10 protein-coding genes and 1 pseudogene are annotated in these 14,944 nt (G+C 38.5%); 5 read left to right on the plus strand and 6 right to left on the minus strand.

All coding sequences use genetic code 11. The features are described from left to right. Nucleotides 1–350: 350 nt before the first annotated feature. Together D5R40_RS23745 and ctpB are read right to left on the minus strand one after the other, a co-directional pair. Nucleotides 351–1,056, minus strand: a pseudogene (locus D5R40_RS23745) (IS1 family transposase). A gap of 38 nt (nucleotides 1,057–1,094) precedes the next feature. Further along, nucleotides 1,095–2,381, minus strand: coding sequence for a carboxyl-terminal processing protease CtpB (gene ctpB, locus D5R40_RS23750; RefSeq protein WP_124155303.1), 1,287 nt, complete (start codon nucleotides 2,379–2,381; stop codon nucleotides 1,095–1,097). A gap of 559 nt (nucleotides 2,382–2,940) precedes the next feature. On the opposite strand from ctpB, the gene D5R40_RS23755 reads away from it, so the two are divergent. The 3 genes from D5R40_RS23755 to D5R40_RS23765 all read left to right on the plus strand — a co-directional run bounded on the left by D5R40_RS23755 (nucleotide 2,941) and on the right by D5R40_RS23765 (nucleotide 5,693). After that, nucleotides 2,941–3,747 carry a hypothetical protein gene (locus D5R40_RS23755; RefSeq protein ID WP_192901186.1) on the plus strand — a complete coding sequence of 269 codons (807 nt, stop codon included), beginning with the start codon at nucleotides 2,941–2,943 and terminating at the stop codon, nucleotides 3,745–3,747. A gap of 243 nt (nucleotides 3,748–3,990) precedes the next feature. Continuing rightward, nucleotides 3,991–4,734, plus strand: a complete 744-nt coding sequence (locus D5R40_RS23760) for a Uma2 family endonuclease (RefSeq protein WP_124146859.1) — start codon at nucleotides 3,991–3,993, stop codon at nucleotides 4,732–4,734. A 263-nt stretch (nucleotides 4,735–4,997) separates the two neighbouring features. After that, nucleotides 4,998–5,693 carry a YdcF family protein gene (locus D5R40_RS23765; protein ID WP_124146860.1) on the plus strand — a complete coding sequence of 232 codons (696 nt, stop codon included), beginning with the start codon at nucleotides 4,998–5,000 and terminating at the stop codon, nucleotides 5,691–5,693. Nucleotides 5,694–6,106: 413 nt separating this feature from the next. On the opposite strand, the gene D5R40_RS23770 is transcribed toward D5R40_RS23765, so the two are convergent. Beyond that, nucleotides 6,107–7,585, minus strand: a complete 1,479-nt coding sequence (locus D5R40_RS23770) for a RecQ family ATP-dependent DNA helicase (RefSeq protein ID WP_124155304.1) — start codon at nucleotides 7,583–7,585, stop codon at nucleotides 6,107–6,109. A gap of 658 nt (nucleotides 7,586–8,243) precedes the next feature. Here D5R40_RS23770 and D5R40_RS23775 point away from each other — a divergent pair. Continuing rightward, entirely contained in the window at nucleotides 8,244–9,101 is an 858-nt protein-coding gene (locus D5R40_RS23775) for an alpha/beta fold hydrolase (protein ID WP_124146862.1), read from the plus strand. 582 nt (nucleotides 9,102–9,683) lie between these two features. Here the strand turns inward: D5R40_RS23775 and D5R40_RS23780 are convergent. From D5R40_RS23780 to D5R40_RS23790, 3 genes are all read right to left on the minus strand, one after another. After that, nucleotides 9,684–10,244: a peroxiredoxin gene (locus tag D5R40_RS23780; protein WP_124146863.1), complete on the minus strand. Its 561-nt coding sequence runs from the start codon at nucleotides 10,242–10,244 to the stop codon at nucleotides 9,684–9,686. 720 nt (nucleotides 10,245–10,964) lie between these two features. Continuing rightward, nucleotides 10,965–11,174 carry a hypothetical protein gene (locus D5R40_RS23785; protein WP_124146864.1) on the minus strand — a complete coding sequence of 70 codons (210 nt, stop codon included), beginning with the start codon at nucleotides 11,172–11,174 and terminating at the stop codon, nucleotides 10,965–10,967. 70 nt (nucleotides 11,175–11,244) lie between these two features. After that, entirely contained in the window at nucleotides 11,245–11,940 is a 696-nt protein-coding gene (locus tag D5R40_RS23790) for a hypothetical protein (protein ID WP_124146865.1), read from the minus strand. A gap of 646 nt (nucleotides 11,941–12,586) precedes the next feature. Here D5R40_RS23790 and acs point away from each other — a divergent pair. After that, nucleotides 12,587–14,554, plus strand: coding sequence for an acetate--CoA ligase (gene acs / locus D5R40_RS23795; protein ID WP_124146866.1), 1,968 nt, complete (start codon nucleotides 12,587–12,589; stop codon nucleotides 14,552–14,554). Nucleotides 14,555–14,944 lie beyond the last annotated feature (390 nt).

Here is a 14,944-nt window from a genome sequence, read left to right on the forward strand (position 1 = left end):
CCTGTGGAGGAGTGGGGAAACCAGCACCCCCTTACCAACCCCCTTATGGTTGTTTTTCAAATCCGATACAGATGCGTAGTTGAAAGTCAACTATTAACCATCTCTGTTGAATCCCCCCGTAGGTTTTTGAGAGTTCTTGATAGCTATATCCTTAATTGATTGATGCTCTTGACAGGAGTTTAATTCCTCCTGTGTTTTCCGCTGCTAACAGAACTTCCTAGTTCACCAGGAATACTCATTTCACATACTTTTTTATGTTCTATCAATTAATTTGTTAGCTAAAATTCTGATGATGATTTATGTATTCTTTTGTAATACAATTGAAGTTTAAAATGTAGTATAGCAATGATCTAAGTGAGTAAACTAGCATTATAGTGATCAACAAAATACCAAATTGCACCAATATGATTGTCGAGAGATTTTGAGAATGATCAAGTTTTACTTACTCAGCTGGAAACTCTTTGACGTCAAGTATGATTGAATCGTTCAATATAACTTGTATCACCAGTTTCTTGGCCAACCCCACGGTGACGCTTACTGGGTAATACTTGTGAGTAAGCTGGCCCAAAATCGGTGTCACAAATAGCCCATTGACGGTAAACTGGAGCAAGTGAGTGCCACAATTGCTTTGCTGATTGGCTAGTGCGATCACCAATATATACTCCCATAATTTCTCCTGTTCTGGCCTCAATCGCAAGCCAAATCCATTGTTTTTTTGCTTTTGACCCTACATCTGACCACATTTGATCCATCTGGACAATTAATCGACCTGGTTTTTTTTAGTCACCTCAACTTGTTTGGGAACCTGGTAGTATTTCTGATTGACATAGTATTGAAGCCAAGGTGACGAAACTCCAGTTACGCGAGCGATGGCAGCCAGCGACATCCTTTCCAGTAGAAGTTGATTGATGAATTCACCTGTTGAGTGATTAATGGGTTGTCGGGTTGGCTTTCAACAAATTGTCGCCCACAATTGTTGCATTTGAATCTTTGTTTCCCGTAGTGAGTATGTCCATTTTTGACAAATTTTTGGGAGTTACATTGAGGGCAAGGCATATTTCAATCTGGATGCAACAAAGCCGATTATATCATTACTATGCACCACTACCCAATATTTTATTTTTCAATAGATTTACCGCTCTAAAATAATAAGGGTCTGATATTGTAGCGAGCACGCCTGGTTGCCGATATAAGCGCCGTTTTTGAGAATCTGTCAAATTTATACTTACGTCAGGAGTAACACCTTTTTTACTAATATCAGTTCCTTTAGGAGTGTAATAGTGAGCAATAGTTACTGCTAAACCCGAACCATCTGATAAAGAATGCACCGACTGTACTAAAGCTTTACCAAAAGTTTGATCTCCCATAATAACAGCACGACCATTATCTTTAAGTGCCCCTGCTAGAATTTCACTAGCACTAGCTGAGTCACCATCTACCAAAACGACTATTGGTTTATCAGTTAAAGCTGAACGGTTTGCCCGCAATTCTTGCTTTTCTCCATTACGGTTAACTGTGCTAACAATAGCACCTTGATCCATTAACATCCGAGCAATATCTATACTAATGCGCAATAAACCGCCTGGGTTGCCCCGCAAATCTAAAACATAACCATCAGCATTTTGATTATCCAGATTTTCGATCGCTTTCTGCATTTGTTCTCCAGCGTGGGCACTAAATTCTTGTAAATGAATATAGCCAATACGTTTATTCCCTTCACGCTTAAGCTCGTAACGAACTGCTTGTAATTCTATTCTCGCCCTGGTTAAAGTTACATCAAATTCTGTTTCTCCAGAACGCATGACTTGCAGTACAACATCTGTACCCAAATCACCTCGAATTAGTTTTGCTGCTGCTGATACACTCAAACTAGCAGTAGGTTTGCCGTCAATTTCCAGGATTTGATCTCCTGGTAATAAACCTGCTTTCATAGCTGGAGAATTTTCTACAACGTTCACTACCGTAATTACTTTGGTCAGCTCATCCTCCTTTAGCTGCATTCCCACTCCAGACATTTCCCCTGATGTTTGATTAGTCAAAGTTTTGAACTGCTGCGGGTCTAGAAAACGAGTATATGGGTCATTAAGTAGATCTAATGCTTGACGTAATGCTTCATAAGCTTGTTCGCTAGAAGTATAGTTTTTCTCTAACAAAGTTTGCCTAGTCGCTTGCCAATCTGTCTGATTAAAACTACCATCAACATAGTCTCGATTGACAATTTGCCATGCTTCATCCAGAACTGCTTTCGGGCTATTTTCTAAATTTGCCTCAGCAGGCTTACTCAGGGTAGGAGCCAATAAAGATAAAGCTGTGGTTGTAGCGATCGCTCCACTGTACAAAATGGCTTGAAGGATGGAGTTGCGTTTTGAGGCTGAGTTCATTGAATTTTTTTAGTAGTTGGACATTTATTGATATTGACATTCCCACTAATTTATGATATATGGGATAGTATTTTTTTGAAAGAAGTCTAATATACTACAATATTAGCTGAATATATTTATTATTGTATCTATAGTGACAAGGGAATTTATTGTCTAGTCAAATTTTACCGTTACGACTATTGTCTCTAACTCTATATTTGAGAAGAGTTAAGTAATTAAAATAAATTAACTGATAATCCTCTTACCGAAAAATTGTGGTTTAAAGCTTCCCCTTTTAAGGGGATAATAAAGAAAAATTTTCATGATTAGTCAATCCTATCTGTTTTAAAGGAGAGGTAACTATTAATTATTAATTGTTGAAAGTACTTTTTAGGATGAATAAGTACAGTTTAACTTGAAGTAAAGAAGGAAGAGGGAAAAAAGATGATTAATTTTCCTGCTTTTTTATTCCTATTCTATGTTGCTAAAAGCCGGATCGACTTGTAACTAAATTAAGTCGAAAACTACTGTAATTTTTGATCTCTCGCTCGTTAGTTTTCTTTACATAAAAATTTAAGACATGATGGAAACAAAAGCCAAAACCTCAAATTGGCTAGGTTCATTCGTAAATCTAGCCGTTTTCATAACAGCTTTAGGAAGTATAATAACTTTACAAGTATTCTGGCCTTCAGAAAATTCTCCCTTAAAAGAGAAAATCGTTTTAGATTTGGCAGAAGCAGTAGAAGCTGAAGAAAAAGAAGCTCTACAGCTAAAATTATTGAAGGCATCTCCAACTTTTGGATTTGATAATTTGATTGCAGATTGGGTGTTTCTCCAATTTTTGCAATATTTCGGGGACGACACTGCCAGAAATCAAACAGGTTATTCTCTTAGTGAAGATTACTTTGATATCATCACCCGCTTAGATCCAAGATGGGTTGATACATATCTATTTGTGTCTAACTCTTTATCTATATATGAAGGTAAACCAGAAGTCGCGGTAGAATATATGACTCGTGGTACCGATGTACTTTCTTCAGAAATAGATCCGAAAGCTTGGCAAGTATGGAGATGGAAAGGTATAGATCAATTACTGTTAGTAGGTGATATTCCTGGAGCAATTGATTCTCATGAAATGGCAGCTGAATGGGCTGAAAATACATCATATCAAAGCTTAACATCTCTGTTTAGACAAACAGCAGAATTTCTGAAGCGAGACCCCGATAGTAAATTAATCAAGTTTAATGCTTGGTTGTGGGTATACGGTCAAACAAGAGACCAAAGAGTACGCGATCGCGCTCAACAAGAAATTCTCAAGCTTGGAGGGAAAGTAGAAATCGATCAAAATGGAGAAATGCGTTTTGTCTTACCAGAATCTTCTGAATAACTGTGGTGATTAATAGACATAGGTGCGAAAATAATGTAGGGAGTTCCCTAAGAATTTCACTATTGTATTGTAAGAGAAAGTTTTTCAATCAGATTCCATGAGGACTTAAAATTATATGAAATATAAAAAATTGTGCAAATATTCGAATCTCTCCATCTCCCCATCTATTTTTAAATAGAACCCATTTGGGATCTATAATAATACAAATACAGTCCACCCTTAGCCATAAGATAGACACTAAAAATGGTTCTACAAATAAAATCCACTAAACCAGAACCAACAGTAACTTGGAAAGCACTACCAGCAGACTTTACCTTACCAGACGACCCAGTGGAAAATATTCAACAACCTATTCTTGCTGCTGCTCTGACTGATGCTTTGGGAGCTGCATTGCTCATTCAACCTCAAATGCTCATTGGTTCAAATTTCGGATTAGTAGCCACTGTCAACAAAAAAATAGTTGTCAAGGCTCCCGATTGGTTTTATGTCCCCCAAGTACAACCAGTGCCAGAGGGGGTAATTCGCCGTAGTTACACTCCCCATCTAGAAGGCGCTCCTGTAGCTGTAGTGATGGAGTTCCTCTCAGAAACAGAATGTGGGGAACTATCAGTGCGTTCGACTCCACCATACGGCAAACTTTACTTTTATGAACATATCCTCAAAGTACCAACCTATGTAACTTATGACCCCTACGAAGGGAGTTTAGAGGTGCGCAGTTTGCAGGATGGAAAGTATTGCTTCGAGTCAGCTAATGAGAATGGACATTTTTGGATACCGGAATTAGACTTGTTCTTGGGAATTTGGCCAGGGGAAAGACTAGGGCAAAATATTAGCTGGCTTAGATGGTGGGATAAGTCCGAAAATTTGTTGTTGTGGAGTAGCGAACAAGCCGAACAGGAAAAGCAACGGGCCGAACAGGAAAAGCAACGGGCCGAAAAATTAGCTGCTAAATTACGCGATTTGGGTGTCGATCCAGATTCGCTCTGATATAGGAAATTATATCTGATTCATCAATAGTTATAGCGTTATGGGACGGAAGTGAGGGAATGGGGAAGTGGGGGAAGTGGGAGAGTAGGGGAATAGGGAGCATTTTTCTACCTTTTTTCCCTATTCTATTTCTGAATTTCCTGACTTCTATGCCAAAAGCACATACCATCTACAAGGATATCAAATGGGTTCTATAAAAAATAGGAAACAGGAGGAGCAGTGGGCAGATTAGAGGTAAGCTCAAATAACCCGCTATAATTTCTATGACAGGAAATCCAAACATTCGTGGCAATCAGAAAATCAGGAAAATATTGCTGTTTTTGCTTTTTTCTATACTTTCTAGTCTATTAGTGTGGTTGGTGGGAAGTACTATTTCACTCCAGTCTGCAGCAAAATCTCCTGTGGATACTTATTTAGTTTTAGGTGGGAGTATTAAACGGGAAATTTATATTGCTCAAGTGGCTAAACAATATCCTCAGACCCCAATATTAATTTCTGCTGGATCTAAAGACCCTTGTCTTGTGGGATTATTTCAACGGGAAAATGCTCCTGTAGAGAAGGTTTGGTTAGAACATTGCGCTAAATCTACTTTTGGTAACTTCTATTTTACTTTGCCAATTCTCAAGAAATGGGGAGTGGAGCATATTAAACTGGTAACATCTCCTACTCATTTACCCAGAGCTAAATGGTTAGCACAGATTATTTTGGGTGCTAATGGAATATGGGTAGAAACTGATATTGTTGAGGAAATAGGGGTGCCTGGTAATAGAGAATCTCATCTCAAGACTGGTTTAGATGTAATTCGTAGTTTATTTTGGGCTGTGGGAAGTAAGATAATAGAACCAAAATGTGCTGATGTGCTAAAATTGACACAGGTAAATATGGCACAATGGTGCAAGGATGGTTTTCGCTGCGAGCATCAAGCAAAATTGAAGTCTGAGTCAATTTGTAGGAAATAGCTTTACATCATGTTCGTTTGAATACTTATAAATAACGATTGAGGAGTCAGGAGTCAGGAGTCAGGAGGGAAGAAGAAGGAAGAAGAAGGAAAAATCTTGTGCTTTACCTAATAATAATAGGACTTACGCAGATACGCTATATATAGCAGTCGAAACTATTGTCCAATAGTTAATTGAATCTATACATAGTGCCTTTGCGTAAGTCCTGAATAATTAAGATTTAAGGTTTCAGCCTTATTAGGTTGAAAAAAAGTGCCAGCTTTTCGGTCAGTAAAGCTGAAAAAACTAGCATTTTGTGCAAGAGTTGGGGAGAACAATCTTGGGACAAAACTTAGCTCCTACCTCCTCGCTCCCAAGCCATGTCTCCTGTCTCCTGTCTCCTACTAAAAGACTTTTTCAGCAAACCCTAATTATCAATTGTTGAATATTTTTCCTCTTCCTTTTCTAATACAGTTATCGCAGTGACCGCAACGCATATTCTGAGCTTCCTTAGAAAAGCCAAATGCTTGTAGTAAAAACTGCCATCGACATTTGCTAGTGGTGAAATATCTATTTGTTTCCTGAATACCGGAATTGTAATCTAAGGATGCTGTTTTGCCAGTAGCAGATTTATTCATAATATAGTTAAAGGGATCGCGCCATCTCAGTTTTCCAGAAGAGTGCAAGATAGAGAGGGCGATCGCTGCATCAGGAAATTCATCTGTTACAGTATCAATATTTCCTGTAGTTGGCAGTTGTTTGATTAATTTTTGGGCTGTTTGATGTTGCGATCGCAACTTATCCACTAGAAATTTTTGTCTTTGCTTATCCTCTGGGTCTAACCAACCAGTAGGTTCGCTGACTAATGTTAAAGCTTCGGCAGGTTTCCCATCTCTACCTCCTCTACCGACTTCTTGAATATATTCAGACAAAAGTGATGGTGCTTGAAAATGTATTACCCACCGCACATCTGGTTTATTTATTCCCATACCAAAGGCAGATGTACAGACCACAAAATTTATTTCTCCACCTATCCAAGCTTTCTCTATATTTCGTCTTTCTTCTGCACTTAAACCTGCGTGATAAGCTATAGTTTTATAATTTTTTTGTCGTAATATTTCTGCTAAGTTTTCACTGTCTTTTCTGGTTCTAACGTAAATTAAACCTGCCTGTTTTTCTCTGGTTTTGATAAACTTAAATAACTGTTGACGGCGACTTCTAGGAGTACAAATTTTTTGAATTTTTAAATATAAGTTATTTCGGTAGGGGCTAAGTAAAAATGCTTGTGGGTTTTGCAGTTGTAAAGTTTTTTTGATAATATTTTGGGCTTGGGGGTCGGCAGTGGCGGTAAAGGCGGCAATAGCAATTTTAGTACTTGGAGCTTTAGATTTAATTAGTGCTGAACGTACTGCTCCTAAACGACGATAAGCAGGACGAAAAGTTTCTCCCCACTGTACTAGACAATGAGCTTCATCTAATATTAAACCGTTGATTTTTATCTGGGGTTGGCAGAGCAAATTCCAAACTTTTTGATTAAATAATGTTTCTGGGGAAAGATAAAGTAATCTTAGTTTTTTTTGTTGTAATGCTTGAAGGGTTTTTTGTTTTTGGGAATTGGGAATTTGACTATGGAGAAGAGAGGCAGGAAGTGAGCGATCGCGCAATTCTTGAACTTGATTTTCCATCAGGGCAACTAAGGGGGATATTACTAAAGTTAAGCCTGTTTTTAGTAGAGCTGGTAGTTGAAAACAGATTGATTTTCCTCCTCCAGTTGGCATGATTATTAAGGCGTCTTTTCCTTTTAATAAGCAACTAATTATTTCTCCTTGTGGTGGTCGAAAATTATCATATCCCCAGATTTGGCGGAAGGCTTCGATGATGTTATTCCAAGAGGTTTGTTCGGAACTATTCATGGTTTAATATTGTTTTTTTCTGATGTTTGAAGTTGTAGGGTAAATAAATATTAATTTCTTTGTTCTAGGGTTTTTATGTTGAATAAAACATCATGTGTAGGGGTGAGTTCCACCCACTAGCATTATACTATCAAAATTTGTTTGGGGATGCAAGCTCATTTTTGATTCCCCGCCGACTTTTTTTGGTGCTCAATAAAATGATTATTTTTGATTAAAATAATATGGGTCGCGCAACCCCGCCTTGATCGGCGAAATATTTTTGGAGCTTTTCTCAAATCCCCGTTACAAAAATAACTTCTGTAGGGGGGGAACGGCCGTTCCCCCCCCTACTGACTTCTGAGTTCTGACTTCGTTAACCCTGGGGTGGTTTTTCTGGAGATTGGCGATCGCCTAGCTGTCAATTTATGTTGAATAAAACATCATGCGTAGGGGCGAAACCGACCCACCAACACTATACTATCAAGTTTGATTTGAGGATGCAAGCTCTTTTTTTGATTCGGCTTTCTGGTGCTTCATAAAATGAAAAATTATGTTGTAGGTGATGGTTGACTCTACTCCGTTTGTTTAAAGTGTAATTACTAAGTAAGATTGAGATTGCTTCGGAAGATAAAATAAAAAGCCAAAGCTAGCTACAGTAACTTGAGAAACACTTTTAATTATGGTTTATACTCGCAAAACTTTAAATTTACCTGATATTCAACTTTCTTACTTGGAGTGGCAGTCAGAGGAAAGTCAAGAGAAAAAACAGCCACTTTTGCTATTACATGGTTTGGCAGATGTGGCTTTAGTTTGGTCAAGTTTAGGAGAGTATTTAGCGGATAAATATCATATTGTTGCGCCAGATATGCGCGGTCATGGAGAAAGTGGAAAACCAGAAAGTGGGTATACTTTTGAGAAAACAATTACTGATTTAGAAGCGCTCATGGAGCATTTAAACTGGTCTGATGCTCATATTTTAGGTCATTCTTGGACAGGAAAATTAGCTTGTATTTGGGCAAGACAAAATTCAGAAATATTTAAAAGTATGATTTTGATAGACCCAATTTTTATTGGCAAAATGCCAGGATTAATTAAAGTTACTTTTCCTATTCTTTATCGGACTTTAGAAACCCTCAAAGGCATGGGTCCATTTGATAGTTTTGCTGAGGCAGAAGCTCAGGCAAAGAAGTTAGGAAAATATGCAGGTTGGAGCGAATTTCAACAGATGGTTTTTCAGGAAAGTATGGAGGAAAAAGCTGATGGTAAGTGGGGAAGTAAATTTGTGATTCCGGCGCGGGATGAAATATTTGAAGAGGTGATGCAGGTGTCTGGTTTAACAGAATATATTGATGTGCCTACCTTATTTATTCAACCGGAAAAAGGTGTAAATAGAAGTGAGTTGCAAATTAAGCCTTATCGGAAATATTTAAGGAATTTAAAAATGGAAAAAGTTCCGGGAAATCATTGGGCATTTTTGGTAGATCCAGAAAAATTTAATCAGACAATTGGGCATTTTTTAGAGTTTTTTGAAATCTGAAAAAATCAGCAGTAAATTGAGGTAGCATAGTGTCTAATATTATGTTTGTAGTTTGGCTTTAGCCCTAAGACAAGTATTTAAAGGGATAGAACAAAACTATAGAGAGAAATTTTATTATATAGCTATAAGCATTTCCTACGGAATGCTACACAAACAGCTATCAGCTAGAGTCAAAACTTTTAACTGTAATGTTTTGAAGTTTCTTAGCTGTCCTCATCTTAATGCGTAGTGCTATAATACCATCTTCGGACGTGTCAGTTATAAATAAAATTTAAGAACTGACAGTACCGAAGAAATACTGAAATTGTTTTTACTTTTCTACCTTCCTTTTTTCTTCCCTCCTGACTTCTGAGTCCTGAGTCCTGACTCCTCACTAAGTTATTTATAAGTATTCAACCGTTAGCGTAGCTCCCCCGGAGGGGGAACATGATATAACTCATTATCCAAAAATAATATAACTAGGGTGAAAATCTATAATCAAATATTCTATCTTTCTTAAATATTAAATTCGTTTTGGGCATAAATAATGAGCTTTTAAAATATGTAATTGCTATGACTGTTAAGCTGATTATTGACTAACTATTACACGAGATTATTTCGTAACCAATCAATTACATCATCAGGATTTCTATCAGGCGGGAATACTGGATAGAAAACTTTGAGAATTTTTCCTGCTTGTGCAATTAATGTAACTCTTTTGAGTAGTTGCTTTCCTTCTATTTCAAATATTGGCAATTTTAACGCTTGGGAAAAGTTTAAATCACTATTACTCAGAAGTTCAAAAGGTAAATGAAGTCGCTTCGCTGCTTCTATCTGATATTCAATTTTTTGTGTGCTGAGGCCAAATACTTGCACTTTGAACTCTGTTATTTCTTGGTGGTGGTCTCGAAAAGCGCATGATTGAGGGGTACATCCTCTTGCTCCAGGAATTTTGTCCCATTGTTCGGGTAGTAGAATACCTGGTTTACCAGTCATGGGATAACAGTAAATAACGACGTAACCTGAAATTTTAGATAAATCTACATATCTGTTATGGGTTGAAGGTAAAGTAAGTGATGGCAAAAACAAACCTTGTAGGTGATTACAAGTTCCATCATCTACTGGGATAGGAAGATTTGCAGGTAATTCTGTAAAATTGCTCATAAAAATCTCCATTTTAGGCGTGACATTTTTTACATACAGCAGTAGCTATAGCTGTTAGAATGGTCTAAGGAATGGTTAGGACATACTAAAAGCTTAAAAATCAAACGACAGCAAATTTTTCGGCGTTGCTGAGTGGTAATGATTTTGAGATTAACTTTGGGTGCAAAACATCAGTTTTTCAATTTTACCTTTAGCTAATAGACATCTCCAAGAATCAAAAATCAATATCTATATCCCAAAGAAATTATCAATTCTTTACCCCTACAGCAAAGCTGCCTACTCCCTACTGCCTATGGGTGGAGTAGATGTCTAATTATCATTACATTTAAGCAACGTCAATTTTTCTTTCTTCCTTCTGCTATAGAACATATCAAAAGCCTAATACTGAGAGTGTTGGATAATTTTAATATCATGTCCGGATAAGAGGGTGATAAAAAACTTTCTCTTTCTCCTCCTCTTTCTTCTTTTTTATTTCCTCCTGAGTCCTGACTTCTGAGTCCTGACTCCTCCGTCGTTTATTTATAACTGTTCAAGCGGACATAATATAACTTCTGCTTTTTAGCCAAGTATCTCTTGAGTTTTCCGAGCGATCGCTCTTCATCTCCATCACAAAATATCAAGGCGATCGCTCATACCATCCTAAACTTTTAGTTCAGTCATTGTTACTGTTTCTCCAATTATTTTTGACTTTTGTCTTTTAACCTTTGACTTGTTGTAAACTTATGAATTGATTGGTAACTTTTCACTTAATTCCTCTTCATTTTCACCCCATTTTTCCAGCCAATCTCCATCAATATTTTCCACGTATAAATTGACATGATTTATTCCCCAAGTTAGTCGGTCTTCTTGTAATTTTTGAGCCTCTTGGAGAGCGTGCCAAACTTTTTCTAAACGTTCTTTATTTGACAGAGTTTTGCTAATTGTTACCATGTATCCTGCCTAGTGTTAAAATGTGTAGTTTGATGTGCAAGTTGAAATATAATAGGAATTGAGCAAATTCCTATCTAAAACAAAATTTAATATATTTAGCCTCCGTTAAATGTTTGCTGTTATGCAGAACAAGATTTACTAATTGAATAACTGAGCGATCCTGTCCGGGATTATAACTAACAAAAATACCCCTTCTAATTTTCCATTGCTGTAGTGTATCTTTCCATTCCTTATACTTATGATTACATAATTCTCCGGACATAGTAGTAAGTTGAACACAGAGAGGCTTACCTGTGCTACTACTCACAATTACATCTGTTGCCATAGACAAGTCTGCTATATAACGATGAACAACACACCCGTCACGACTTTTAATCTGACGAGAGACAGATTTTAGTAGTTCAGCATCTTCTTGATTAAATTCCCCCGATCTTAACTTTTGTTTCCATATATAAAATTTATGATCATTTTCATTAAACCATTTTGGAAAAAGATTTTCATACCAGTAAGATACTGGTGATGGAAGATGTTTTAAAAATAGTTGCCTTTCTTCATTTGTTAAGGATTGCAATTTCAACCAAAATTCTCCATCCTTGATTAATTCTAACAAAAATCCTACTAAGACTCCTTTCTGCATTAGCAACCCTGGCCTAATATCCTTAATCCAGCGTGTTACTTCATCTAACCTCTGGGCTAACGCAGGTTCAGTTGACCAGGCAAGATTGCTAAGTTGTTTTAGCTTAGGCTCGATTTCTCTTGCTTGCAATCATCCTCCTACATTAAGACCCATCTTAGAATCTGTAAAAAAGTTTTTTTATATCACTATAAATATTGTAGCGCTTGATTAACAGTATAAAGGGTTAACTATTAGGATATTATCGCCCCTTCGGGCTAAGGAGTCAGTCCTCAGGAGTCAGGAGCCAGAATTAATCAGAATGTTTTTTGAATTTTCTTGATCAGGCCCTTGCTGATTTTGGGTTAAATACCCCATCTTCTACCAGTTGACAGAAATAGGTTGAGATTCTCACTCCCATCCCAATTTCTCTCCTGACTTATGGCTCCTGTATTATCATTTCCCTTATGGGTTTAATACCCCACCGTCAACGGGGGTGCTCAAAATTGTTTGGGGTTAGAGTCCCCATGCAATTTTCCCTTCTGCCTTCTGCCTTCTGCCTTCTGCCTTCTTCAAAACTTCTTCTTCAAAACTACTCAAAATATTTCTACAAATATTGAGATTAAAATACTTTCATCTATTGACTAATTTCTTTCTAAATGGTATTGATTCTTGAACACAAGACAGATGGGTATTACCCTCTACAAATCTTAAAGCTAGCTTAAAAAAAATAAAGATTCTGATGTTCATTCTAGGTTAACAATAATTATTAGAAGTAACTATAAAATACAAAAAACAAATGTCAGAATCAACTATCGAATCAATCCTAGAAGAAAAACGTCTTTTCCAACCACCGGAACAATTTGCCCAAGCAGCCCATATTAAAAGCATAGAGGAATACAAACAACTCTACGAAAAAGCTAGAAATGACCCAGAAGGATTTTGGGCAGAACTAGCCGAAACAGAATTAGACTGGTTCCAAAAATGGGACAAAGTTCTCGACTGGCAACCACCTTTTGCTAAATGGTTTGTTAATGGCAAAATTAACATTTCCTATAACTGCCTTGACCGTCATCTTAACACCTGGCGACGAAACAAAGCAGCCCTAATATGGGAAGGAGAACCCGGAGACTCTCGCACCCTTACCTACGCCCAACTGCATCGGGAGGTTTGCCAGATGGCCAACGTTTTCAAGCAATTGGGAGTGAAAAAAGGCGATCGCGTGGGTATTTATATGCCGATGATTCCTGAAGCCGCAATCGCTATGTTGGCCTGTGCAAGAATAGGCGCTCCCCACACTGTTGTTTTTGGTGGATTCAGTGCTGATGCCTTAAAAAACCGCCTCGTCGATGCTGAGGCTAAATTAGTCGTCACTGCTGATGGAGGTTGGCGTAAAGATGCTATTGTTCCTCTCAAAGAACAAGTAGACAAAGCATTAATAGCAGGTGCCCCCACTGTGGAAAATGTCTTAGTTGTCAAACGCACTGCCCAAGAAATTCACATGGAGTCTGGGCGAGACCATTGGTGGCATGAACTCCAAAAAGGTTCTTCTGGCGAATGTGCAGCGGAACCGATGGATAGTGAAGATATGCTATTTATTCTGTACACAAGTGGCACAACAGGTAAACCCAAAGGAGTCGTACACACTACAGGCGGTTATAATCTTTACACCCACGTTACCAATAAATGGGCATTTGACCTCCAAGACACGGATGTATATTGGTGTACTGCTGATGTAGGTTGGATTACAGGTCACAGTTATATTGTCTATGGCCCCCTTTCCAACGGTGCCACTAGCCTCATGTATGAAGGCGCACCTAGAGCGTCTAATCCTGGTTGTCTCTGGGATGTAGTAGAAAAATATGGTGTTACCATCTTCTACACTGCTCCTACTGCTATCCGGGCATTAATGAAAATGGGAGAAGAACATCCCAACTCCAGAAATCTAACTTCTCTACGTTTGTTGGGAACAGTAGGAGAACCGATTAACCCAGAAGCTTGGATGTGGTACCATCGTGTCATTGGTGACAGTAAGTGTCCAATAGTTGATACTTGGTGGCAAACTGAAACAGGTGGATTTATGCTGACTCCTCTACCCGGTGCAACTCCGACTAAACCAGGTTCGGCGACTTTGCCTTTTCCTGGCATTATTGCTGATATTGTTAACCAGGAAGGAGATCCAGTGGATGGTAGCAGTGGTGGTTATTTGGTGATTAAGCATCCTTGGCCTTCCATGATGCGCACTGTGTATGGTGATAATGATCGCTTCCGTCGTACTTATTGGGAGTATCTGAGTCCGAAGAATGGTGAGTATCTTTATTTTGCTGGTGATGGTGCTCGCAAAGACGAGGATGGTTATTTTTGGGTGATGGGTCGTGTTGATGATGTGATTAATGTGGCAGGTCATCGTCTGGGTACTATGGAGGTAGAGTCGGCATTGGTGTCTCACTCTGCTGTGGCGGAAGCTGCAGTTGTTGGTAAACCTGATGAGGTTAAGGGTGAGGATATTGTGGCTTTTGTGACTTTAGAAGGCGATCGCGAAGCAAGTGAGACTTTGGAGAAGGAATTGAAGCAGCACGTTGTCCAGGAGATTGGAGCGATCGCTCGTCCTGGTGAGATTCGCTTTACTGAGGATTTGCCTAAAACTCGTTCTGGTAAGATTATGCGAAGGTTGTTACGGTCTCTGGCGGCAGGTCAGGAAATTGCTGGGGATACTTCAACGTTACAGGACAAGAGTGTATTAGATAAGTTACGGGGTGGAGCGTAGGGAAGTCAGAAGTCAGAAGTTAGAAGTGAGTGTGTAATTCTGAGGTCTCCTGCGGCGCTTTTCTGGTGCGGAAATGTTTCCGCACACATCGCCTCCAGAATTTATAGCGTTGTGCGCAGGCAACAGCTCATCTGGCAACAGTTCCGGAAGGGGGAATAAATTGCCGATAATATAAGACTTTTAGCTATTTTGCCCATCCTGCAATTTGTAAATATACCAGCGCTCATTGCTATAAGACACACTCAAGACAGTCAGAAGTTATATCATGTCTGGATAATTAGATATCTCCAGAAAAGAGGGAGTAAAGAGGGAGTAGGGAGTAGGGAGTAGGGGGAATTGAAGAAGGAGACAGGAGACAGGAGACAGGAGACAGGAGGAAAATTACATGGG

The organism is Okeania hirsuta, assembly GCF_003838195.1.
Classification (GTDB): domain Bacteria; phylum Cyanobacteriota; class Cyanobacteriia; order Cyanobacteriales; family Microcoleaceae; genus Okeania; species Okeania hirsuta.